At 58.7% G+C, this 23613-nt stretch carries 26 protein-coding genes; 11 read left to right on the top strand and 15 right to left on the bottom strand.

The genetic code is table 11. The annotated features are described in order from the left end of the window. Nucleotides 1-27 precede the first annotated feature (27 nt). The 6 genes from RRF55_RS01150 to artJ all read left to right on the top strand — a co-directional run bounded on the left by RRF55_RS01150 (nt 28) and on the right by artJ (nt 4557). Nucleotides 28-543 (top strand): lipoprotein, encoded by a 516-nt coding sequence (locus RRF55_RS01150; protein WP_002896394.1) that lies wholly within the window; start codon nt 28-30, stop codon nt 541-543. Between the two features lie 226 nt (nt 544-769). Further along, nucleotides 770-1498 carry an arginine ABC transporter ATP-binding protein ArtP gene (gene artP / locus RRF55_RS01155; protein WP_002896392.1) on the top strand — a complete coding sequence of 243 codons (729 nt, stop codon included), beginning with the start codon at nt 770-772 and terminating at the stop codon, nt 1496-1498. A gap of 20 nt (nt 1499-1518) precedes the next feature. Then, on the top strand, nt 1519-2250 hold the full coding sequence (gene artI / locus RRF55_RS01160) for an arginine ABC transporter substrate-binding protein ArtI (RefSeq protein ID WP_002896390.1): 732 nt from the start codon (nt 1519-1521) through the stop codon (nt 2248-2250). Between the two features lie 6 nt (nt 2251-2256). Further along, a complete protein-coding gene (gene artQ, locus RRF55_RS01165) occupies nt 2257-2973 on the top strand; it encodes an arginine ABC transporter permease ArtQ (RefSeq protein WP_002896386.1) in 717 nt (238 codons plus the stop codon). Then, entirely contained in the window at nt 2973-3641 is a 669-nt protein-coding gene (gene artM / locus RRF55_RS01170; protein ID WP_004141917.1) for an arginine ABC transporter permease ArtM, read from the top strand. The genes artQ and artM overlap by 1 nt, the downstream gene beginning before the upstream one ends. A 184-nt stretch (nt 3642-3825) precedes the next feature. After that, nucleotides 3826-4557: an arginine ABC transporter substrate-binding protein ArtJ gene (artJ, locus tag RRF55_RS01175; RefSeq protein ID WP_002896384.1), complete on the top strand. Its 732-nt coding sequence runs from the start codon at nt 3826-3828 to the stop codon at nt 4555-4557. A gap of 86 nt (nt 4558-4643) precedes the next feature. Here artJ and RRF55_RS01180 read toward each other — a convergent pair whose 3' ends face one another. From RRF55_RS01180 to RRF55_RS01235, 12 genes are all read right to left on the bottom strand, one after another. Next, nucleotides 4644-6116 carry a sensor histidine kinase gene (locus RRF55_RS01180; protein ID WP_016531909.1) on the bottom strand — a complete coding sequence of 491 codons (1473 nt, stop codon included), beginning with the start codon at nt 6114-6116 and terminating at the stop codon, nt 4644-4646. Next, complete coding sequence (locus tag RRF55_RS01185; RefSeq protein ID WP_002896380.1) at nt 6113-6829, bottom strand: response regulator transcription factor; 717 nt, start codon at nt 6827-6829, stop codon at nt 6113-6115. The genes RRF55_RS01180 and RRF55_RS01185 overlap by 4 nt, the downstream gene beginning before the upstream one ends. Nucleotides 6830-6907: 78 nt before the next feature. Continuing rightward, on the bottom strand, nt 6908-8035 hold the full coding sequence (rlmC, locus tag RRF55_RS01190) for a 23S rRNA (uracil(747)-C(5))-methyltransferase RlmC (RefSeq protein ID WP_002896378.1): 1128 nt from the start codon (nt 8033-8035) through the stop codon (nt 6908-6910). Nucleotides 8036-8076: 41 nt separating this feature from the next. Further along, nucleotides 8077-8565 (bottom strand): YbjO family protein, encoded by a 489-nt coding sequence (locus RRF55_RS01195; protein WP_002896376.1) that lies wholly within the window; start codon nt 8563-8565, stop codon nt 8077-8079. A gap of 57 nt (nt 8566-8622) precedes the next feature. Continuing rightward, a complete protein-coding gene (gene potI / locus RRF55_RS01200) occupies nt 8623-9468 on the bottom strand; it encodes a putrescine ABC transporter permease PotI (RefSeq protein ID WP_002896372.1) in 846 nt (281 codons plus the stop codon). Continuing rightward, a complete protein-coding gene (gene potH / locus RRF55_RS01205; RefSeq protein WP_002896371.1) occupies nt 9465-10418 on the bottom strand; it encodes a putrescine ABC transporter permease PotH in 954 nt (317 codons plus the stop codon). The genes potI and potH overlap by 4 nt, the downstream gene beginning before the upstream one ends. A 10-nt stretch (nt 10419-10428) precedes the next feature. After that, on the bottom strand, nt 10429-11562 hold the full coding sequence (potG, locus tag RRF55_RS01210) for a putrescine ABC transporter ATP-binding subunit PotG (RefSeq protein WP_002896370.1): 1134 nt from the start codon (nt 11560-11562) through the stop codon (nt 10429-10431). A gap of 163 nt (nt 11563-11725) precedes the next feature. After that, nucleotides 11726-12838 (bottom strand): spermidine/putrescine ABC transporter substrate-binding protein PotF, encoded by a 1113-nt coding sequence (gene potF, locus RRF55_RS01215; protein ID WP_002896368.1) that lies wholly within the window; start codon nt 12836-12838, stop codon nt 11726-11728. A 348-nt stretch (nt 12839-13186) separates the two neighbouring features. Continuing rightward, entirely contained in the window at nt 13187-13666 is a 480-nt protein-coding gene (locus RRF55_RS01220; RefSeq protein ID WP_002896365.1) for a YbjN domain-containing protein, read from the bottom strand. Nucleotides 13667-13754: 88 nt separating this feature from the next. Then, nucleotides 13755-14657 (bottom strand): 30S ribosomal protein S6--L-glutamate ligase, encoded by a 903-nt coding sequence (rimK, locus tag RRF55_RS01225; protein WP_002896363.1) that lies wholly within the window; start codon nt 14655-14657, stop codon nt 13755-13757. 114 nt (nt 14658-14771) lie between these two features. Beyond that, complete coding sequence (gene nfsA, locus RRF55_RS01230; RefSeq protein ID WP_016529763.1) at nt 14772-15494, bottom strand: nitroreductase NfsA; 723 nt, start codon at nt 15492-15494, stop codon at nt 14772-14774. Then, nucleotides 15478-15765 (bottom strand): YbjC family protein, encoded by a 288-nt coding sequence (locus tag RRF55_RS01235; protein WP_002896354.1) that lies wholly within the window; start codon nt 15763-15765, stop codon nt 15478-15480. Before RRF55_RS01235 ends, nfsA begins: the two co-directional genes overlap by 17 nt. A 202-nt stretch (nt 15766-15967) precedes the next feature. On the opposite strand from RRF55_RS01235, the gene RRF55_RS01240 reads away from it, so the two are divergent. After that, entirely contained in the window at nt 15968-16231 is a 264-nt protein-coding gene (locus tag RRF55_RS01240; protein WP_002896352.1) for a GrxA family glutaredoxin, read from the top strand. Nucleotides 16232-16237: 6 nt separating this feature from the next. Here RRF55_RS01240 and ybjM read toward each other — a convergent pair whose 3' ends face one another. Further along, nucleotides 16238-16621: an inner membrane protein YbjM gene (gene ybjM, locus RRF55_RS01245; protein WP_002896351.1), complete on the bottom strand. Its 384-nt coding sequence runs from the start codon at nt 16619-16621 to the stop codon at nt 16238-16240. Nucleotides 16622-16887: 266 nt separating this feature from the next. Between ybjM and RRF55_RS01250 the strand changes: the two genes are divergently transcribed. After that, nucleotides 16888-18573, top strand: a complete 1686-nt coding sequence (locus tag RRF55_RS01250; RefSeq protein ID WP_060613111.1) for an aspartate:alanine antiporter — start codon at nt 16888-16890, stop codon at nt 18571-18573. A gap of 177 nt (nt 18574-18750) precedes the next feature. Here the strand turns inward: RRF55_RS01250 and RRF55_RS01255 are convergent, their stop codons facing one another. Next, on the bottom strand, nt 18751-19314 hold the full coding sequence (locus tag RRF55_RS01255; protein WP_004223846.1) for a TetR/AcrR family transcriptional regulator: 564 nt from the start codon (nt 19312-19314) through the stop codon (nt 18751-18753). Nucleotides 19315-19396: 82 nt separating this feature from the next. Here RRF55_RS01255 and RRF55_RS01260 point away from each other — a divergent pair, with 82 nt between their 5' ends. Together RRF55_RS01260 and RRF55_RS01265 are read left to right on the top strand one after the other, a co-directional pair. Continuing rightward, a complete protein-coding gene (locus tag RRF55_RS01260) occupies nt 19397-20599 on the top strand; it encodes an MFS transporter (protein ID WP_004151719.1) in 1203 nt (400 codons plus the stop codon). Then, the gene (locus tag RRF55_RS01265; protein WP_004141971.1) at nt 20599-21411 is read left to right on the top strand and encodes a Cof-type HAD-IIB family hydrolase; all 813 of its coding nucleotides are present in this window, start codon (nt 20599-20601) and stop codon (nt 21409-21411) included. The genes RRF55_RS01260 and RRF55_RS01265 overlap by 1 nt, the downstream gene beginning before the upstream one ends. Nucleotides 21412-21448: 37 nt before the next feature. Here the strand turns inward: RRF55_RS01265 and kdeA are convergent, their stop codons facing one another. After that, complete coding sequence (kdeA, locus tag RRF55_RS01270; protein WP_004141972.1) at nt 21449-22681, bottom strand: multidrug efflux MFS transporter KdeA; 1233 nt, start codon at nt 22679-22681, stop codon at nt 21449-21451. Nucleotides 22682-23008: 327 nt separating this feature from the next. Between kdeA and ybjG the strand changes: the two genes are divergently transcribed. Continuing rightward, complete coding sequence (gene ybjG, locus RRF55_RS01275; protein WP_004141974.1) at nt 23009-23602, top strand: undecaprenyl-diphosphate phosphatase; 594 nt, start codon at nt 23009-23011, stop codon at nt 23600-23602. Nucleotides 23603-23613 lie beyond the last annotated feature (11 nt).

Genomic DNA, 23613 nt, shown 5'->3' on the forward strand with positions numbered 1-23613 from the left:
ACGTAGTTCGCTTATAAGGAAATCATCATGCGCTACAAACTTTTTGCTGTACTTCTCCCTTGCGCGCTGGCGCTCAGCGCCTGTACGACCGTCACCCCGGCTTATAAAGATAATGGCACCCGCAGCGGCCCCTGCGTCGAAGGCGGCCCTGACGACGTAGCGCAAAAATTCTACGACACCCAGATCCAGAATCGTACTCAGGATCCGGCGGCGCTGCGCCCCTATCTGAGCGACGGCCTGGCGCAGTTACTCAATGACGCCCGCCAGGATCCCGCCAACAGCAAATTACTGCAGGCTAATCCGTTCTCCAGCAGCAGCACCCCGGCAGACAGCGCCGTGGTCGCCAGCGCCTCCACCATCCCGAACCGCGATGCGCGCAATATTCCGCTGCGCGTCGATCTGAAACAGGGCACCCAGAGCTGGAAAGATGAAGTGCTGATGATCCAGGAAGGCCAGTGCTGGGCCGTCGATGACGTTCGCTATCTCGGCAACAACAGCCATGCGCCAGCCGGGACGCTGCGACAGAGTCTGGAGAAACGCTGATTCCGGAGTTGAAGCGACGCCGCTGAAACGATAACCCCGGTAAAATGTCGGTATTCGCCCCAGGAATGCCGACATTTGCGCCCCCCTCACCCACCAGGCCATATTTTGTGCTAACTTTAAAGCTAAACGTGGTTTAGATTTAACTTTTAACGCATAAATATTGCATAACTATTCTGCCAAAGGTAGTATTTGCGGCCTCAATAGCTATTCGTATCAGACTGCCCAGATGAGTATTAAACTAAACGGCATTAATTGCTTCTACGGCGCACACCAGGCGCTGTTCGACATCACGCTGGATTGCCCGCAGGGGGAAACGCTGGTGCTGCTCGGCCCCAGCGGTGCCGGGAAGAGCTCGCTGCTGCGCGTACTCAACCTGCTGGAGATGCCGCGGTCCGGTTCGTTATCCATCGCCGGCAACCAATTCGACTTCACCAGAGCGCCGTCCGATAAAGCGATTCGCGAACTGCGTCAGAACGTCGGCATGGTCTTCCAGCAATACAACCTGTGGCCGCACCTGACGGTACAGCAGAACCTGATCGAGGCCCCCTGTCGCGTACTGGGGTTAAGCAAGGATCAGGCGCTGGCTCGCGCAGAGAAGCTGCTGGAGCGCCTGCGTCTGAAGCCGTACAGCGATCGTTACCCGCTGCATTTATCCGGCGGCCAACAACAGCGGGTGGCCATCGCCCGCGCGCTGATGATGGAGCCGCAGGTTCTGCTGTTCGATGAGCCTACCGCGGCGCTCGACCCGGAAATCACTGCCCAGATCGTCAGCATCATCCGCGAGCTGGCTGAAACCGGCATTACCCAGGTTATCGTCACCCACGAAGTTGAAGTGGCGCGCAAGACGGCCAGCCGGGTGGTGTATATGGAAAATGGCCATATCGTCGAGCAAGGGGATGCCTCCTGCTTCACGCATCCGCAAACTGACGCGTTTAAAAACTATCTTTCACATTGATGTTTTTCGGGGAAATGACGATGAAAAAAGTACTGATTGCCGCCCTGCTCGCAGGCATGAGCCTCTCCGCTTCCGCCGCGCAGACCATTCGTTTCGCCACCGAGGCCTCTTACCCTCCGTTTGAGCTGGTGGACGCCAACAACCAGATCGTCGGTTTCGATGTCGATCTGGCGAACGCGTTGTGTAAAGAGATCGACGCCACCTGTACCTTCACCAACCAGGCCTTTGACAGCCTGATCCCGGGACTGAAATTCCGCCGTTTCGACGCGGTCATGGCCGGGATGGACATCACGCCGGAGCGTGAAAAGCAGGTGCTGTTCTCTACCCCGTATTATGACAACTCGGCGCTGTTCGTCGGCCAGCAGGGTAAGTTCACCAGCATTGACCAGCTGAAGGGCAAAAAAGTGGGCGTGCAGAACGGCACCACCCACCAGAAATTCATCACCGATAAACATCCGGAAATCACTACCGTGCCTTACGACAGCTACCAGAATGCGAAGCTGGACCTGCAGAACGGTCGTATCGACGCGGTCTTTGGTGACACCGCCGTGGTGACCGAATGGCTGAAGAGCAATCCGAAGCTGGCGGCCGTGGGCGATAAAGTGACCGACAAAGCCTATTTCGGCACCGGGCTGGGCATTGCCGTACGTCAGGGCAACACCGACCTGCAGCAGAAATTTAACGCTGCGCTGGAAAAAGTGAAGAAAGACGGCACTTACCAGACCATCTATAACAAATGGTTCCAGAAGTAAGACTGAATGAACGAAATTTTTCCATTAGCAAGCGCCGCCGGGATGACCGTCGGCCTTGCCGTTTGCGCGCTCGTCATCGGCCTGGTCCTGGCGATGCTCTTTGCGGTACTGGAGTCAGTGAAATGGCGCCCGGTAGCCTGGCTTGCAACCGGCATAGTGACCATCCTGCGCGGGCTACCGGAAATTCTGGTGGTGCTGTTTATCTATTTCGGCTCTTCCCAGCTGCTGCTGACGCTCTCTGACGGTTTCACCATCCCGCTCGGGTTCACGCAGATCCCGGTCCAGATGCAGATTGAGAACTTTGACGTCAGCCCGTTCCTCTGCGGGGCGATCGCCCTGTCGCTGCTGTATGCCGCTTACGCCTCGCAAACGCTGCGCGGCGCGCTAAAAGCGGTTCCGCAGGGCCAGTGGGAGTCCGGCCAGGCGCTGGGGCTGTCGAAAGCGGCCATATTCTTCCGTCTGGTGATGCCGCAGATGTGGCGCCATGCCCTGCCCGGCCTCGGTAACCAGTGGCTGGTGCTGCTGAAGGACACCGCGCTGGTGAGCCTGATCAGCGTCAACGATCTGATGCTGCAGACCAAAAGCATCGCCACCCGCACTCAGGAACCCTTTAACTGGTATATCATTGCGGCGGCAATCTATCTCGTCATCACCCTGTTGAGTCAATACATCCTTAAGCGGATTGACCAGCGTGCGACGCGCTTCGAACGGAGACCAGGCTGATGCTCGACTATTTACCCGAACTGCTGAAAGGACTGCATACCAGCCTGACACTGACCGTGGCGTCGATTATCGTGGCGCTGATCCTGTCGCTGATCTTCACCATTATCCTGACCCTGAAGACGCCGGGGCTGGTATGGATAGTTCGCGGCTATATCACCTTGTTTACCGGTACGCCGCTGCTGGTGCAGATCTTCCTGATCTACTACGGCCCGGGACAGTTTCCTTCGCTGCAGGAGTATCCGTGGCTGTGGCATCTTATCTCCGAGCCGTGGCTGTGCGCCCTGATCGCTCTGTCGCTCAACAGCGCCGCCTACACCACTCAGCTGTTTTATGGCGCCATCCGGGCGATCCCCGACGGGCAATGGCAGTCCTGTAGCGCGCTGGGGATGAGTAAAAAGGATACCCTGGCGATCCTGCTGCCGTACGCCTTTAAGCGTGCGCTATCGTCCTATTCCAACGAAGTGGTGCTGGTTTTCAAGAGTACCTCTCTGGCCTACACCATCACGCTGATGGAAGTGATGGGCCACGGCCAGCTGCTGTATGGACGCACCTACGACGTGATGGTGTTCGGCGCCGCCGGGATTATCTATCTCATCGTTAATGGACTGCTGACGCTGCTGATGCGCCTGGTGGAACGCAAAGCGCTGGCCTTCGAGCGACGTAGCTAGCACCTGAGCATATTGCATAAAAAGCAAACAGCAAGGCGGATAAGTCTAACACTTGTCCGTCTTTTTTTTATGCCCATAAAAATATTTAATCAAATTTATTGCATATAAATTCATTTAATGGCATTGTCACTCTATGCCGCAGACACGGCGAATAATCATAAGATAGACAGACGGGAGTTCCACGATGAAAAAGTTAGTTCTGGCTGCACTGCTCACCTCTTTCGCGTTCGGCGCTGCTGCCGCGGAAAAAATCAGCTTTGGCGTCTCCGCAACCTATCCGCCGTTTGAATCGATGGACGCTAATAACCAGATTGTCGGCTTTGATATCGATCTGGCCCACGCGCTGTGCAAACAAATGCAGGCAGAATGTACCTTTACCAACCACGCGTTTGACAGCCTGATCCCGGCGCTGAAGTTCAAGAAATATGATGCGGTGATTTCCGGAATGGATATTACGCCGGAGCGGAGCAAGCAGGTGGCCTTCACCGACCCGTACTACGCCAACTCGGCGCTGGTGATCGCCAAAAAAGATGCGTTCCATTCTTTCGATGACCTGAAAGGCAAACGGATCGGCATGGAAAACGGCACCACCCACCAGAAATATCTGCAGGATAAGCATCCTGAGGTGAAGACCGTCGCCTATGACAGCTACCAGAATGCGATTATCGATTTGAAAAATGGCCGTATCGACGGCGTGTTCGGCGACACCGCGGTGGTCAACGAATGGCTGAAAACTAACCCGCAGCTGGGGGCAGCCACGCCGAAAGTGACCGACCCGCAATACTTCGGCACCGGACTCGGCATTGCCGTGCGCCCGGATAACAAGGCGCTGCTGGAGAAACTGAACGCCGCGCTGAAAGCGATTAAGGCCGACGGTACCTACCAGAAAATTAGCAACCAGTGGTTCCCGGAGTAACTTTTTTCGCCGGGTGGCGCTGCGCTTACCCGGCCACCGTTCTTCCACGTTGGCCGGGTAAGGCGTAGCCGCCACCCGGCGATTTCTCAAAGTGGCACGAAGAACCTGAACCGCGCCCCGCTTACCGACTCCACCAGTCTGATATCGCCCCCGTGCAGCTCCAGCATTCGTTTCACAATCAGCAGTCCTAACCCGCCGCGATCCTCCCGCGATGCCTGGGTTGACAACGCCGACGGCCGCTGGAACAGATCGTCGCGCAACGCGGCATCGACGCCCGCTCCGTTGTCTGCCACTTCGACCTGAAGCTGTTGATTCTCCTGCCAGACCGCCAGACGGATCTCCCCGCCGACGGGAGTATGCCGCATCGCGTTATCGAGCAGGTTGGTCACCACCCTCTCAATCATCGACACATCGGCGTTAATCAGCGGCAGCGGTCCCGGTACATCAATATGCAGGTTCACCTCGCGCGTGCGGGCAGTTAATTCAAACTTCTGCGCCACGTCGGAAATCAGCTCCCCCATCGCGAAACGCTCGCGCTGCGGCTTAATGCCACCATGCTCCAGTCGCGCCAGCTCAAACAGCTGCTGCGAAAGATGGCGCACTTTGTTGCCCTGGCGCAGGGCGATGGTGAGATACTGCCTGCGCTCCTCGGCGGTCAGCCATTCATCCTTCAGGGTCAGCGTTTCCAGATACCCCAGCAGCGAAGTCAGCGGCGTGCGCAAATCGTGAGAGATATTGGCCACAAATTCACGGCGCTGGCGATCGCTGTCGGCCAGCCGATCCCACTGATCGGCAATCTGCCGGGCAAGGTCAATAAAGCGGTTCTCGAGCACCGCCACCTCGTTACCAGGCCGGGGCTCCGGCCTGCGGGCCGCCAGGGTTTTGATGGCGCTGATGCTGTCCTGGCCGCTCGCCGCCACCTGGGCGGTGAGCAGGCGGACCGGCCGGGTAACCCAGAACCATGCCAGCCCCCCTGCCAGCAGGCCAAACAGGGCCACCAGCAGCAGCGTCCACAGAACAATGCTCCACAGCGTTTTTTGCCAGGCGTCGGCCGCCAGCTGATTAAACGTCTCCCCCTGCAAAATGATATACAGGTAGCCGCGCAGTTGGCCGTCGACGCGCAGCGGGGCGGCGCTGAAGACTTTTCGTCCGTCGGGACTGCGCGGATCGTCGCCATACACCGGCGACGCACTGCCGGTGAGAAAAGCCTGCACCGGCGCCATGTCGATACGCTGGCGCTGGATATGGCCCGGCGGCGCCGCATCGGCCAGCAGGTCGCCATCCGGCGACAGCAGATAGAGCTCCACGCTGGGATTAAAGGTCATCAGTCGGTCAAACAGCGACTTCAGGGTTTGCCGGTTGACCTCGCCGTGGACGTCCAGCAACGGCTCGCGGGCGACAATCTGTTGAGCCAGCCCGGACGACAGACGCTGCACCATGGCGTTGCCATACTGCGCGCTGCTGTGTAACTGGACGGCGCATACCGCCACCGCGCATAGCATCAGCAGGGAAACCACCACCAGCGCCAGACGCTGGCTGAGGCTCAGGCGGCGGATCACGGGGCGGCCTCTTGCGTCACCGGGGCGAACTTATAGCCTTTTCCCCAGACGGTAAGAATGATGTCCGGCTCGGCCGGGTCACGTTCGATTTTACTGCGCAGGCGGTTGATATGGGTATTGACGGTATGCTCATAGCCCTCGTGCTGATATCCCCAGACCTGCTCCAGCAGCGCCAGGCGGGAAAACACTTCCCCGGGGTGGCGGGCGAAGTAATACAGCAGGTCGAATTCACGCGGCGTGAGGTCCACCGTCTCGCCGCGCAGCTTCACTTCGCGCGACAGCGGGTCGATGCTCAGGCCATGGCAGGACAGGCGCCCGGCGTCCATCAGCAGATTCTGCCCCATCGCCTCCTGGCGACGAAACAGCGCTTTGACGCGGGCGATAAGCTCCAGCAGTGAAAAGGGCTTCGCCAGATAGTCGTCGGCGCCCATCTCAAGGCCCAGCACGCGGTGCATTTCACTGGTGCGAGCGCTGATGATAATCACCGGCAGGTAGCGGGTCATCTGGCGGATACGCCGGCAGATCTCCAGACCATCGACGCCGGGCAGCATCAAATCGAGGATCACCGCATCCCAGACCTGCGTCTCCAGCCGGGCGAGGGCCTGGCCGCCGTCGGCTTCATGGACGATCTGATAGCCCTCATCCTGAAGATTGAGCCGCAGCAGCGTGGCTATATCCTCGTCATCTTCCACCAGCAGAATGGTTTTGGCCATTAGATTCCCCCCACCAATAACAAAACATGCTGCATCAAGCTTACCCGATTTCAGCGGCGCAAAGCCTTCACATTTTGTTTAAACTTCGCGGACCAGCAGGGTCAGCACTTCGTAGTGGGCGGTGTGGGGGAACATATCAAACAGCTGGACCCGCTCAACGCGATAGCCGCTAAGACGAGCGATATCGGTCGCCATGGTGCGGGCGTTACAGCTGGAATAGATAATATAGGGCGGCGCCATGCGGCTTAAATAGTCGCATAGTTCAGCGCCAATACCGCGGCGCGGCGGGTTAACCAGCACCAGCTGCGGGGCATCCGCTTCGTGAGTGGCGAACTGCGTCGAGTCCAGCGCCTGAAAATGCAGATTGCTGAGTCCCAGCTGCGCGGCTGACTGTCTGGCGCAGGCGATGGCTTCCGGGGCGATCTCGATACCGGTCAGGCGCATCGTCGGCGTCGCGCAGTGCAGGCCAAATCCCCCAACGCCGCAAAACAGATCCCACATATGCTGGACCGGCAGCGCGCGCACCCAGTCGCGGGCCGTGGCGTACAGCCGGCTGGCTACCGCCGGATTGGTCTGAAAGAAGCTTTGCGGGCGGATCCACAGCGGCACCCCATTAAAGACCTCCCCCAGCGCCTGCTGTTCGGTGAAGAAGATCTCCTGCTCACCTTCCATGATTGCCATATGCACCGGCTGGATATTCGCCGTGATCACGCTGAGCTGCGGCAGCTGTGCCTGTAGCCACGGCAGCGCGGCGCGCAGCTGAGCCACCTTGGCCTCTGAGCGCAGCACGAAGCGCAGCATCATCTCCCCCTGCTGGCTGGCGGTCAGCAGCAGGTATTTCAGCTCCCCGCGTTTGCGCGCGACGTTGTAAGGTGTTAACCCGGCGCGGGCGATAAAGGGCTTCAGGGCAGCAAAAACCGGGGCAAACTCGGCGGGATAGAGCGGGCAGTCGGTGAGGTCCACCGGAGTGCCATCGCGGTGCAGCATCCCCAGCAGCGGACGCTCAACGCTGCCGCTGACCACCATTTTAGCCTTGTTACGGAAAGCCGCCTCCGGCCCGCTGACCGGCTCGCCCCAGGCTGCGACCGGGATCGCCGCCAGCAGCGTGCGCAGATCGGCCATTTTATCGGCGAGCTGTTGCGGGACCGGCCGCTCCAGCCATTGACAGGAGCGGCAACGGCCGGCGTCGTAGAGTGCGCAATGCATAATTGACCTTCAAAAATCCAGGGGCGGGGATTGTATCACCGTTATTGCAGGCGGAAAAAGCGACGGCAGTTCGCCGGCACGAACAGCAGCGTCAGAACCAGCAGATCCGGCAGTTTTTGCATCACCAGCGAGTGGAAAATCTCTCGTTTTGATTCCCCGGGAATGCTGAACAGCTCCGGATACCCGTAGCCCAGCGACGCCGCCCACAGGTAGCCGGCAGCGATAATCTGCGTCAGCAGATAGATCCAGCGCGCCCAGTTGCGCCCTTTCACCAGCGAGAAGGCGCACCAGATCTCGATAAACACCAGCGCCAGGCTGCCGAGGAAGACCAGCGTCAGGTTCCAGGTCTGAACGCTGCGGTGTATGAATTCGTTCAGCCCCTGCAGGCCCAACAGATTGAGGATCATCAGCAGATCCAGGCCACGAATCAAAATAATAGCAAAGGCCGCCACCTGCACCAGCGCAGGGACGTTAAGGCGGGCATGCGATGAGCGAGTTTTCGTAAACAATCCCAACGTAATGTCTTCCATGAAAACGGCGCCACAGGGTGGCGCCGACCGGAGGCTGCTGTACCGATTTTAGGTGGTTCAGCCTTGTCTTGCACGCTGGATATCGCGCACTCGCTGCTTTTCTGCGCGGGCCATCAAATACCAGGCGATAAAACCAACAATACCGACCACGCCGAGGATGAGCGTCGCCAGGGCGTTGATCTCCGGGTTGACCCCCATGCGCACGCTGGAGAAGACCAGCATCGGCAAGGTCGTGGCCCCGGGACCGGAGACAAAGCTGGCGATCACCAGGTCATCCAGCGACAGCGTGAAGGCCAGCAGCCAGCCGGAGATCACCGCCGGCATAATCATCGGCAGCGTGATGACGAAGAAGACCTTCAGCGGCGCGGCGCCAAGATCCATCGCCGCCTCTTCAATAGAGTGGTCCAGCTCGCGCAGGCGCGAGGAGATCACCACCGCCACGTAGGCGGTACAGAAGGTGACATGCGCCAGCCAGATGGTCAACATGCCGCGGTCCGACGGCCAGCCGATGGCATGTCCCAGCGCCACGAACAGCAGCAGCAGCGAGAGACCGGTGATCACGTCCGGCATGACCAGCGGCGCGGTGATCATAAACGCGAAGCCGTTGGAGCCGCGAAAACGCCCAAAGCGCACCATCACCACCGCGGCGATGGTACCGAGGATCGCCGCCGCCGTCGCCGCGCAGGCGGCGATGGTCAGGCTCAATCCTACCGCGCTCATCATCGCATCATCGTGGAACAGTTCGCTATACCAGCGCGTCGACCATCCGGCCCAGACCGTTACCAGCTTCGAGCTGTTGAACGAGTAGATCACCAGCATCAGCATCGGGGCGTAGAGGAAGGTGAATCCGAGCACGAGGATCAGAATGCGCCACGGCGAGCGTACTACCGGCAAGTCGTTCATCCCTGCTCTCCCATCTGTTTTTGCTGGTGCTTGTGGAACCACATGATCGGCACGATCAGCAACAGCAGCATGACAATCGCCACCGCCGAGGCGACCGGCCAGTCGCGGTTGTTAAAGAACTCCTGCCACAGCACGCGGCCAATCATGATGCTGTCCGGCCCGCCCAGCAGTTCCGGGATCACGAACTCGCCGACCGCCGGGATAAACACCAGCATGGAGCCGGCGATAATGCCGCCTTTGGTGAGCGGGACGATCACCTGGAAGAAGGTCTTCAGCGGCCGGGCGCCGAGATCCAGCGAGGCCTCCACCAGCGAATAGTCGATGCGGGTCAGCGCGGTGTAGATAGGCAGCACCATAAACGGCAGATAGGCATACACGATACCGATGTACACCGCCAGGTTGGTGTGCAGGATCTCCAGCGGCTGATCGATAACCCCTAACCACAGCAGGAAGTTATTCAACACCCCGTTGCTCTTCAGCAGCCCCATCCAGGCATAGACGCGGATCAAAAACGAGGTCCACGACGGGAGGATCACCAACAGCAGCAGAATATTACGCGTCGACGGCTTGCTGTGCGCCACCGCCCAGGCCAGCGGATAGCCCAGCAGCAGGCAGCAGATCGTCGAGATACCCGCCACCTGCAGCGACTGGAGATAAGCTTCAAAATAGAGCGGATCGTCAGTCAACTGCAGGAAGTTGGCAAAGTTAAGCGTCAGCGTCAGCTGGCCGTCCGCCCACTCCATAAGCTCGGTGTAGGGAGGGATCGCCCGCGCCATCTCGGCAAGACTTATCTTGAATACGATCAGGAACGGTAGCATAAACAACAGGATCAGCCACAGATAGGGCAGCGCAATCACCAGCTTGCGGCCATGCGCCATCTGCAGGCGCGCCGCCCACAGCGCGAAGCCGCCCGGTTTTTTCGCCCCTGACGGGGATTCAACGGTATTCATCGCCCTCTCCTCACACCGTCAGCACAACGCAGCTGTCAGCATCCCAGCATAAACGCACCTCATCGCCCCAGGTGGGCGTCCCTTTCCGATGGCGGTGTTCATTCTGCAGCTGGGCGCTGATCATCTGCCCGCTTTGCAGGCGCACATGATAGATAGAGAGATCCCCCAGATAGGCGATATGAATCACCTCGCCGACGGCAAAATTGTAGCCGTCCGCCGGCGGTTCATCGCACAGCATGATCTTCTCCGGACGCAGCGCCACCCAGACCGGCACGTTGTCCACCACCGAGGCGTCGGGGTCGACCTTCAGCGGATGCATCAGTCCCGGGGAGCTTAGCACCAGACCGTCTTCCAGACGCTCCTTCACCAGCCCTTCAAAGACGTTCACCGAGCCGATAAACTCGGCGCTGTAGCGGGTGGTCGGGTGCTCGTAAATCTCTTCCGGTTCGCCAATCTGCACAAACTTGCCGCGATTCATGATGGCGATACGGCCCGCCATGGTCATAGCCTCTTCCTGATCGTGGGTCACCATCACGCAGGTCACGCCAACGCGCTCAAGAATATCCACCACCTCGAGCTGCATGCGATCGCGCAGCTTTTTATCCAGCGCCCCCATCGGTTCATCAAGCAGCAGCAGCTTGGGCCGTTTCGCCAGGCTGCGCGCCAACGCGACGCGCTGCCGCTGGCCGCCTGAGAGTTGGTGCGGCTTACGTTTGGCAAACTCCTGCATATGTACCAGGGCCAGCATCTCCTGCACCCGGGCGGTGATTTCCGCCTTAGGCAGGCGGTCCTGCTTCAGGCCGAAGGCAATATTCTGCTCAACGGTCATATGGGGAAACAGGGCATAGGACTGGAACATCATATTAATAGGCCGCTGATAGGGCGGCACGCGCGCCAGATCCACGCCGTCGAGCATAATCTGCCCGGCGGTCGGTTGTTCAAAGCCCGCCAGCATGCGCAGCAGCGTCGATTTCCCGCAGCCTGACGCGCCCAGCAGAGCAAAAATTTCGCCTTTGTAGATAGTGAGACTGACGTCGTCGACCGCATGCTGGCCATCAAACGACTTGGTTAAGTTACGGATTTCCAGTAGCGGGGTCAGCGCTTTGGGGGCTTTCGCCTGTGGGCGGGGCATTACGTCGTTCAATCGGGTGCTCTCCGGCAAAAAAACGATCACCATATGGTCCGGTGCCATACTTCGTGCTTAACAGTGCATTTGCACCATCCTGGTGCTTCTGCTCGCCGGGCGCGCTGCTATTTCCCGGCGAGTGCAGATCTGATTTGGCCCGTGTTCGACGGGCCGTCAGGAATTATTTGCCGCTCTTCACTTTGGTCCACGCGCGGGTGCGCACGCGGTCAATCTTCGGATCCTGCACCTTCAGCGTGAACAGTTTGGCGAACACATCCGCTGGCGGATAAATCGCCGGGTTGTTACGGATAGTCTCGCTGACCAGTGGCGTGGAAGCCTTGTTGCCGTTGGCGTAGAACACCTGGTCGCTGATTTTGGCGATGACGTCCGGACGCATCAGATAGTTAAGGAACTGATAGGCTTCATCTTTATTCTTCGCGTCGGCCGGCATGGCAAAGACGTCAAAGAACGCCAGCGCGCCTTCCTTCGGAATAAAGTAGGAGACATTGACGCCGTTCTTCGCCTCTTTCGCGCGGTTGGCCGCCTGCCAGACGTCCCCTGCCCAGCCGATCGCCACGCAGATGTCGCCATTGGCAAGGTCGTTAATATATTGCGAAGAGTGGAAGTAGCGAATATTCGGCCGCAGCTTCAGCAGCAGATCGGTCGCCGGGCCGGTGTAATCATCCGCTTTGCTGCTGTTCGGATCTTTGCCGAGGTAGTTCAGCACGGTGGCGAAAATCTCTTCCGGCGCGTCGAGGAAGGAGACGCCGCAGCTTTTCAGTTTTTCGAGGTTCTCCGGCTTCAGCACCAGATCCCAGCTGTCCACCGGCGCATCTTTGCCGAGAACGGCTTTCACCTTATCCACGTTGTAGCCAATGCCCGTCGTCGCCCACAGGTAAGGCATGGCGTATTTATTCTCCGGGTCATGCTTGGCGACCAGCTTCAGCACTTCGGGGTCAAGATTCTTCCAGTTGGGCAGCTTACTTTTATCCAGCGGCTGGAACACGCCCGCCGCCAGCTGGCGTTCGAGGAAGCTTGCCGACGGCACCACCAGGTCGAAACCGGTGCTACCCGCCATTAATTTGCCTTCCAGCACTTCGTTGGAATCAAAAACGTCATACACCACTTTAATCCCGGTCTCTTTTTCAAAATTCGCTACCGTGTCCGGCGCGATATAATCAGACCAGTTATAAACATGCAGGGTTTTTTGTTCGGCGGCGAGCGAACCGGCAGAGACGGCCATCAGCGCACCCGTAACCAGACCTGTTAACCATTTTTTACCAAAGGCGGTCATATCTCTTTTCCTTCTCAACACCCGTTAACTTACGGGCTCAAATATACGCATTTCTACGCATGCAAAAATCATGCATATTTTTTCATTGCCTGAGAAAAGGAGAGCGGATCTCTCCCGGAGTGGTTGCTCGCAACTGGAAGCATCGCCAGAATAACTGTAGCCAGAATAAGAGGCTATAGCCCAGGTAAAAAAACGCCTTTTATCAAATTTTTATGCAATAACGGTCTACGTGATAAGCCAAAACGGCCTGAATGGCGGTGAATAATGCTTTAAAGAAAGGTTAAATGCAGAATAAAAGCGGGTAATACGCAGCCGCTGCGGTAGTGGCTGCGCTAATTTTAGGCAGGTTTAGTGAAGAAAATGGTATTGCACGTTTTCCGCCGCAGGCTCTTCTTCTTCGCCTTTGTACAGCAGCTGATTTGCGCCGGCTTCAAGGATTACCATCGAGATCTGCTCTTCGCTTTGGCGGAAGAACCAGGCGAACTGCTCCATGGTCACCCCTGGGCCGATAGACAGCGACTGGCAAACCACCAGCTTGGGCAAATTATCGTCCTGAATGTCGATAAACGCCTTCACGGTTAACGAGCTGGCGTTGATGGCCGAGAGATCCGCCGACAGCGCCAGCAGGGCAGACGGCTTCACCTCCGCCAGGGCGGAAAAGAGCACCACGTTGTCCACCAGGTCAATTTTGGCATCAAAAATACCGTCGAAATTCTGCATATGCGGCAGGTGCAATGCCTGACAGGAATCGCACTCAAAAAAGCTGATGCCGATCTCGTCCAGCCAGCGACGTAGCGTATCCAGACCTGGAACGACCAGTGAATCCATAGTGCCTGTGACCTCTTACAGTGGAAAAACGACGCCATAGCTTACGCAAAAAAAGCGCCGCATACCATGGCCGTCTTGCATCCGGCGGTTAGCCGCCTATTTTCAAACAGAATTCCGGCGTCGCCTGGCGCTCGATCCAGGCGATCATCTTGCCGGCGACATCCACGCCGGTGGTGGTTTCCACCCCTTCCAGCCCCGGCGAGGCATTCACCTCCATCACCAGCGGCCCGCGGGCGGCGCGTAAAATATCGACACCGGCGGCGTCCAGCCCGAGAGTTTGCGTTGCCTTGATGGCAATGGCCCGCTCCTCGTCGCTAATCTGCGCCACCGTGGCCATGCCGCCGCGGTGCAGGTTAGAGCGGAAATCCCCCTCTTTCGCCCGCCGCTCGATCGCCGCCACCACCTCATTGCCGACCACCAGGCAGCGGATATCGCACCCTTTCGCTTCGGCAATGTATTCCTGCACCAGAATATGAGCGTTCAGTCCGCGAAAGGCGTCGATCACGCTCTCCGCCGCCTGGCGGGTCTCCGCCAGCACCACGCCGATCCCCTGGGTGCCCTCCACCAGCTTCACCACCAGCGGCGCGCCGCCCACCATGGCGATCAGATCGCTGGTGTCATCCGGGGAGTGAGCGATGCCGGTCAATGGCAGATCGATGCCCTGGCGCGCCAGCAGCTGCAGCGAGCGCAGCTTATCGCGAGCGCGGGTGATGGCGACCGACTCATTCAGCGGATAGCTTCCCAGGAGCTCAAACTGGCGCAGGGCCGCGGTGCCATAGTAGGTGATCGCCGAGCCAATGCGCGGGATCACCGCATCAAAGTGCGGCAGCTGACGCCCTTTGTAGTGGATCGACGAGGCCACCGGGCTGACGTTCATATAACAGGAAAGCGGATCGAGGATCTCGATCTGATGACCGCGCTGTTGCGCTGCTTCGCGCAGGCGCCGACATGAATAAAGCGTTCCATCCCGGGATAATATGGCAATTTTCATCCTGCACCTCTGCGAAAAGACCCGCTCTGGCGGGCCTCAGCTATCGAACATACTTTCACCTTTCCTGCGGCCGGCGGCGGATATCACCTGGCCGGAGCAGCAGTGTACACGTAATCAGCGCGTTGCCCATCCCTGCTTATGCAGATAGTCAAGAATAAACGGACGACTCTCTTTCACGATAGTGCGCCGGATATGGTCGCTCCAGGTATCGCGGCGGGCGTTGCTGCCGCGCGACAGATAATAGTGCGCCAGCTGTTCGTCATACTCCGCCAGCAGCGCGTTATCCAGCGGCTGATAGCGGTTCTCATGCACCAGCATGGCCGCCGGCATCCGCGGCTTGATATCCGGGTTATCCGCCGGCCAGCCAAGGCAAAGACCGAACAGCGGCAGGACGTGCTGCGGGAGCTCCAGCAGCTCTGTGACGGCCTCAATGCTGTTGCGCAACCCGCCGATATAGACGCCCCCTAGTCCGAGGGACTCGGCGGCGGTCAGCGCGTTTTGCGCCAGCAGCGCCGTATCGACAACGCCGATCAGCAGCTGTTCCGCCAGCCCCAGCTGCGCCTGTGGGCAGATCTGCAGGTGGCGATTAAAGTCGGCGCAGAAGACCCAAAACTCCGCCGCCTGGGCGACGTGCTGCTGGCCGCCGGTCAGCGGGACCAGACGTTCACGCAGCGCCGGGTCAGTAATACGGATGATGGAGGTGCACTGTAAAAAACTCGAGGTAGATGCCGCTTGCGCGCTGGCGATAATCGCCGCGCGCTGTTCGTCGCTCACGGGCGCATCGGTGAAGTGGCGGATAGAACGGTGGCTGCGCAGCAGCTCAATGGTCGGCGTCATTTCGTTTTTCTCTGTCAGACAAGGATTCAGGCTTAGGTGAGTGCGTTAACTGCGGGGCCACGATCTGCGCCACCCGCCACATAACGACGAGGGCGGCGGGGATCATCAGCACGATCCCGGCAAAGAGCATCACCAGCGCCGCGGTCGGGCTGGCAATGGGCGCAGGCAGCTGGACATACTGGTTAAGGGAGAGCCAGGCGAGGGTTAACAGCCCCATCCCGAGGATCTCAACCAGCAGAATGCTTTTCGGCAATGGGGCAAATTTTCGCATCACGCCTCTCCGGTTGATAAACGCGGCGCGCCAGCCAATTCCACCGCGCCGTCGGGCCAGTATACGGGTTTTGACAGTCCGACATTTATCAAACATAGCCGTAAACCATCGAAGTAAAAGGCAGAACCTTCTTTCCCTCCCCGCCCGTTGCAGGCATCATAAGCGCCATTCGCCATCCGGCTGAGGTTTAAGGAGAGAAGCAATGTTTACCGTTATTTTTGGTCGTCCAGGCTGCCCTTACTGCGTTCGCGCTAAAGAACTGGCAGAAAAACTGACCAACGAGCGTGATGATTTCAACTACCGCTACGTGGATATTCATGCCGAAGGCATCAGCAAAGCTGACCTGGAAAAAACCGTTGGCAAACCGGTTGAAACCGTGCCGCAGATTTTCGTCGACCAGAAACACATCGGCGGCTGCACCGATTTTGAAGCCTGGGCAAAAGAGAATCTCGGCCTGTTTGCCTGAGTCAATTTATTTGCTCGATGAATGACTGCGCCAGGTATCAAGCCAGGCGCAGATAAACAAAAAGCACAATGCCCCAAGCGCGCACCAGAACACGGCGCTCAACACCCACGCCATCTCCTGCCAGAACGTCCGGTGGGTCACGAAGAACAGCCGCATCGTCACCATGCAGACCGGCGCCGCCAGTATCGCGCCGAGCAAAGGACGCAGCACCCGCCGTCCGGGAGAGAGACAGCTCGCCGCCGCCCCTGGCAGCAAAAAGAAGAGCAGGCCCAGCTCCGGGTTGCCGCTGGCGCGAAATGCCCCTTTCATATGTAACAACAACGATAAGCACACCACAATGAACAGAACGAAGCCACAGATAATGCCGGCCCAACTACGCTCAGATTTCACCGTATCCTCCTGATGTTGCCTCTAACTCACGTCCACGTCGCCCAGTCAGATAAAGCATTTCGGCAATCCATGCCAATAACTCCCCTACCAGCCTAAAAACGATTGTCACTAGCCGCCGCATCCAGGAAGGATTAAACTAGCGGTATATTTTTGCTGGTTATAACAGGGTGCCAGAATAGGTTCGCGACAACGCGAACGCCTGAGCAACCTTAGACCAAATAACCATTTCCTTCAACAACTTACTAGTAAATGAGAAGTTGGCTTTCGTGAATATAAACGTCGCAGATTTGTTAAACGGGAATTACATCCTGTTATTATTCGTTGTACTTGCATTAGGACTATGCCTGGGAAAACTGCGTCTCGGCTCAGTACAACTTGGTAATTCCATTGGCGTTTTAGTCGTTTCTCTATTATTAGGCCAGCAGCATTTCGCGATTAACACCGATGCCCTTAATCTCGGCTTTATGCTGTTTATTTTTTGCGTTGGCGTAGAAGCCGGGCCCAACTTTTTTTCTATTTTTTTCCGCGACGGGAAAAACTACCTGATGCTGGCGCTGGTGATGGTCGGCAGCGCGATGCTGATCGCCATGGTGCTGGGTAAAGTGTTCGGCTGGGATATCGGGCTCACCGCCGGTATGCTGGCAGGCGCCATGACCTCCACCCCGGTGCTGGTGGGCGCGGGCGACACCCTGCGCCATTTCGGCCTGCCCAGCGCTCAGCTGGCGCAGTCGCTTGACCATCTGAGCCTCGGCTATGCCCTGACCTATCTGGTTGGTCTGGTGAGCCTGATCGTCGGCGCCCGCTATATGCCCAAGCTGCAGCATCAGGATCTGCAGACCAGCGCCCAGCAAATCGCCCGCGAGCGCGGCCTCGATACCGATTCCAAACGTAAAGTCTACCTGCCGGTGATCCGCGCCTACCGCGTCGGCCCGGAGCTGGTGGCCTGGGCGGATGGCAAAAATCTGCGCGAACTGGGTATTTACCGCCAGACCGGCTGCTATATTGAACGCATTCGTCGCAACGGCATTCTGGCCAACCCGGACGGCGACGCGGTGCTGCAGATGGGTGACGATATTGCGCTGGTGGGCTACCCGGACGCCCACGCCCGCCTCGACCCGAGCTTCCGCAACGGTAAAGAGGTGTTCGACCGCGATCTGCTCGACATGCGCATCGTCACTGAAGAGATAGTGGTCAAAAACCACAACGCCGTCGGCCGCCGCCTGGCGCAGCTCAAGCTTACCGACCACGGCTGCTTCTTAAACCGGGTTATTCGCAGCCAGATCGAGATGCCTATCGACGATAACGTCGTACTGAACAAAGGCGACGTGCTGCAGGTCAGCGGCGACGCCCGCCGCGTAAAAACCGTGGCCGACCGCATCGGCTTTATCTCCATTCACAGCCAGGTGACCGATCTGCTGGCCTTCTGCGCCTTCTTTATCGTTGGCCTGATGATCGGCATGATCACCTTCCAGTTCAGCTCCTTCAGCTTCGGCATCGGCAACGCCGCCGGCCTGCTGTTCGCCGGCATCATGCTTGGCTTCCTGCGCGCCAACCACCCAACCTTCGGCTATATCCCGCAGGGGGCGCTGAACATGGTGAAAGAGTTTGGTCTGATGGTGTTTATGGCCGGGGTCGGTCTCAGCGCCGGGGCCGGGATCAATAACGGGCTGGGCGCCGTCGGCGGCCAGATGCTGGCGGCAGGGCTTATCGTCAGCCTGGTGCCGGTGGTGATCTGCTTCCTGTTCGGCGCCTACGTGCTGCGCATGAACCGGGCGATGCTGTTCGGCGCCATGATGGGAGCCCGCACCTGCGCCCCGGCGATGGAGATCATCAGCGATACCGCGCGCAGCAATATTCCAGCGCTCGGCTACGCAGGCACCTACGCCATCGCCAACGTGCTGCTTACCCTTGCCGGGACGCTCATCGTGATCATCTGGCCAGGGCTACAATAATTTTTTGAGAAAAAAGCCGTCACAGGCAGAACTTTTTCTCAGGGCATCAGTCATAAGTAATGCCACTGCTTTTCTTTGATGTCCCCATTTTGTGGAGCCCATCAACCCCGCCACTTCGGTTCAAGGTTGATGGGTTTTTTGTTGCCTGCGTTTAGCCATTCCGGGTGAAACGCCGCTTCAGCGCCTCTCTTCCTGCGCCCTCTCCCCTGCCAGCTGCCCGACCATCATGCGGATTGCCGCCTTCGACAGCGGCGCGCGGTCGGTGACAAAGTGCAAGGTCATCCCTTCAATAAAGGCGTCGAGACCGCGGGCGGTATCGGGGGCAAACCATTGTTCCAGCGTCTGCTGGCTGCGCCGCATCCAGTTCTGCATCACCGCCTTCAGCGCCGGCTGACTGCTGCAGAACGCGTACAGCTGGTACATCAGCTCCATATTGCGCGCCGTGGTCACCTGGGCGCTGAAGATCAGATCCGCGATGGCATCGCAGGCTTGTTCCCGGTTCGTTACCCCGACGAAGCCTTGCTGATACTGCGCCGACATCTCGGCGGTAAACAGGCTGAACGCCTCCTCAATTAACGCCTCAATGCCGCTGAAATAGTAGGTCAGCGATCCCAGCGGCACATTCGCGCAGGTGGCGATTTTACGGTGCGTCACCGCATGGATGCCGTGCGCCGCGATGGTATCCAGCGTCGCCTGCAGGATGCGCTCGCGGCGCTGCGGATCGTTTGGTCTACGGGCCATGATTTTCCTCTTCCGGTTTATGTACAAATGTACACTTACTTGCTACTGTTGTCTTCACTCTTCTCCTTTAAGGCGTTTACGGATGACGACGCAATCCTCGCGCAGAGCGCTGCAGCTTCGGCTGTGGGCGCTGTTTATGTTCTTTTTCATCCCCGGCTTGTTAATGGCCTCCTGGGCCACCCGCACGCCGGCGATCCGCGATCTGTTGGCGCTATCCACCGCAGAGATGGGCGTGGTGCTGTTTGGTCTGTCGGTGGGGTCGATGAGCGGTATTCTCTGCTCGGCGTGGCTGGTGAAGCGCTTTGGTACCCGCAAGGTCATCCGCACCACCATGTCCTTCGCCGTGCTTGGCATGCTGGTGCTCAGCCTGGCGCTGTGGGTCACTTCCGCCCCGCTGTTCGCCTTCGGTCTGGCTATCTTCGGCGCCAGCTTCGGCTCCGCAGAGGTCGCTATCAACGTCGAAGGCGCGGCGATCGAGCGGGAGATGAATAAAACGGTGCTGCCGATGATGCATGGCTTCTACAGCTTTGGCACCCTGTTCGGCGCCGGGGTGGGCATGGCAGTGACCGGATTCGGTCTGCCGGCCGCCCCGCACATCCTGGCGGCTGCGCTGGTGGCTATCCTGCCCATCGCCATTGCTATCCGCGCCATTCCCGACGGCACCGGTAAAAATGCCGCCGAAGTCGCCCACGGTGAGGCGAAAGGTCTGCCGGTGTGGCGCGACGCGCAGCTGCTGCTGATCGGCGTCATTGTCCTGGCGATGGCCTTTGCCGAAGGCTCGGCCAACGACTGGCTGCCGCTGCTGATGGTGGATGGCCACGGCTTTAGCCCCACCTCCGGCTCCCTGATTTATGCCGGTTTCACCCTCGGCATGACGCTGGGCCGCTTTACCGGCGGCTGGTTTATCGATCGCTACAGCCGGGTGGCGGTGGTCCGCGGCAGCGCAGTGATGGGCGCCCTCGGCATAGGCCTGATCATCTTCGTCGATAACCCCTGGGTGGCGGGCATCTCGGTGCTGCTGTGGGGCATTGGCGCCTCGCTCGGCTTCCCGCTGACCATCTCCGCCGCCAGCGATACCGGGCCGGACGCGCCCAAGCGCGTCAGCGTGGTGGCGATCACCGGCTATCTCGCGTTCCTCGTCGGGCCGCCGCTGCTGGGTTTCCTCGGCGAACACTTCGGCCTGCGCAGCGCCATGATGGTGGTGCTGGGTCTGGTGATGGTGGCGGCGCTGGTCGCCCGCGCGGTGGCTAAGCCACAATCTGAACCCGTTATGGAGAACAGCTAATGAGCATCAAACTGATTGCGGTGGATATGGACGGCACCTTTTTAAGCGATGCCAAAACTTACAACCGGCCGCGCTTCCTCGCCCAGTACCAGCGAATGCGCGAACAGAATATTCGCTTCGTGGTCGCCAGCGGCAACCAATATTATCAGCTGATCTCCTTTTTCCCGGAGATCGCCCATCAGATCGCCTTCGTGGCGGAAAACGGCGGCTGGGTGGTGAGCGGCAATGAAGACGTCTTCAACTGCCAACTGCCGGTTCACCACTTCAACGCCGTGGTCGACCATCTGCAGACGTTGCCGAATATCGAAATCATCGCCTGCGGGAAGCGCAGCGCCTACACCCTCAATCGCTACAACGACGCGCTGAAGACGGTGGCGGCGAAGTATTATCACCGCCTAGAACTGGTGGATGATTTTAACCATCTCGATGACACCATCCTCAAATTTGGTCTCAACGTGCCAGACAGCCTGATCCCGGAAATTCAGCCGAAGCTGCACGCGGCGCTGGGGGACATGGTCACCGCGGTGGCCACCGGCTACGGCAGCATCGACTTAATTATCCCGGGTGTGCACAAAGCCAACGGGCTGCGCATTTTGCAGCAGCGCTGGGGCATTGAGGATCACGAGGTGGTGGCGTTCGGCGACAGCGGCAACGATATCGAAATGCTGCAGCACGCCGGGTTTGGCTTTGCCATGGCCAACGCCCGGGAAGACGTCAAAGCCGTCGCCCGCTATCAGGCGCCGCATAACAACGAAGAAGGTGTCCTGCAGATTATTGATAAGGTGTTGGATCGCGAAGCGCCGTTCGCCTGATAAGACCCGGATGCGAGCGCATCCGGGTTGAAAACAACTACCCCTGCTGCGAATTGCCCACGCTTTTATCTTTCAGAAAGTAAATCATCAGCCCCAGCCATAGTACCCCACCCAGCAGGTTAAACAGGCTGAACAGCCCGTTGCCGCCCAGCTCGTAAGCATGTTTGCTGAGCTCGATGCCGACGGTGAAGATCAGCATCTGCAGCATTCCCATCGCCGCCGAGACCGTGCCTTTACTCATCTCGCTGGCGAACAGGGTTAAACGCACCAGGCCGGCGTTCGCGAGGCCAATCCCGAAGGCGTAGAAGCTCAGACCGGCCGTCATCCACAGATAAGCGTGGGAAGAGACCACAGTCGCCGCCGCAGAGAGGATCAGGCCAAACATGATCGGCCAACCGCCCATGATAATCAGCGAGCGCACGGTCCGACGCGCAGTCAGGCGCGCCAGCACCAGGTTGCCGGCAATCAGCGCCCCGAAAATCGGCACCTGCAGCATGCCGTACTCATAGCTGGTGGCCTGTTCGCCGCTGATAATAATCACCGGCGACTGGGCAATCCACGCCAGCAGCGGCAGGCTGACAAAGCCAGTGGCCAGCGCGCCGGCGACGAAGCGCAGGTTCTTCAGCACCAGCCGATAGTCGCGGCCCAGCTCTTTCACCGACAGCTTTTCGCCCAGCCGCGTCGCGGTCTCCGGCATCGCCCGCTGCAGGCCGAAGAACGAGATGGCCGCCAGCACGGCGAACAGGACAAACATCATCTCCCACGGCAGGATATGCACCCAGGCGGCGCCCACCAGCGGCCCCAGCAGCGGGGCAATCAGCGCCACGTTAGCCATCAGGGCGGTGATTTTGATACATACCGCCTCCTCAAAGGACTCCTGTATCGCCGCATAGCCCACCGCGCCGATAAAGCACAGGCTGATCCCCTGCAGGAAGCGCAGCAGGGTAAACTGCTCAATGGTCTGCGCCAGCAGCGTCGCCAGGCAGGTAACGATGAACCATACTACGCCGGTCAACATCACCGGACGGCGGCCAATACGATCCGACAGCGGCCCCAGCAGCCACTGTAAAAACATGCCGCCTGCCAGATAGGCAGTCATTGAGGTAGGTACCCATTCGTTGCCCACCTGAAATTCCTGCACCACGGCTAACATGCCCGGCTGAATCATATCGTTGCCGATATAAGTGGAAAACTCGTACAGCACCAGACATAACGGGAACAACAGCGCCTGCCTTCCGAGGCGGCGGCCTGAAAGCGAATAATTTTGCATGAAATCTCTTATCTATCAAAAATCGCGCAAAGTGTAATGAAACTCCCGGCGCGGAGATAGTGAATTGTGGGTGACACCGCACAATATTACGAGCCGTGCGCCATCGTCCCGCCTCTCCCCTGTTATTCAGCCTGTGTATATATTCCGTTTATGTTTCAGCAATGTGACAAACGATATACTGACGTTTTTCAGGCTGTTAGCCGTAGACTTTATGGTAGTGGATTTCATAACAACCTGATCTTTAAGACAATGCCGCCTTTATCTCCGCACCGCTTTTATTTAGGGTAGGCGGCTTAATTGCTATCGGACCAACGAGCCTGGAAGTCTATGCTGGAAAATATTAACTATGCGCTGTTCGCCCTGCTCAACGCGACGCCTGCCTCGCCGCAGTGGGCCATTGAGATGGCGATCTTCATCGCTAAAGATCTGATTCTGATCGTGCCTCTGCTGGTGGTGACATTGTGGCTGTGGGGGCCTGCCCAGCGGCAGATGGTGTTTAAGCTGATGCTGGCGCTGACGATCAGCCTGACCGTGTCGTGGGCGATCGGCCACCTCTATCCGCACGATCGGCCGTTTGTCGCCGGCGTAGGCTATAACTTCCTGCACCACGCGGCGGACGACTCCTTCCCCAGCGACCATGGCACCGTCAGCTTTACCTTTGCCCTGGCCTTCCTGTTCTGGCATCGCCTGTGGTCCGGCGCCCTGCTGATGGCCATTGCCGCCGCCATCGCCTGGTCCCGTGTCTATCTCGGCGTGCACTGGCCGCTGGATATGGTCGGCGGGCTGCTGGCCGGGATGTGCGGCTGCCTTGGCGCGGCGCTGATCTGGCATACGTTCGGCCCGGCGCTATACCATCAGCTGCAGCGGCTGTATCGTCTCTGCTTCTCCTTGCCAATCCGCAAAGGTTGGGTGCGCGGCTAAACGCCGCCGTC

The organism is Klebsiella sp. K47, from assembly GCF_051858335.1.
Lineage (GTDB): Bacteria > Pseudomonadota > Gammaproteobacteria > Enterobacterales > Enterobacteriaceae > Klebsiella > Klebsiella pneumoniae.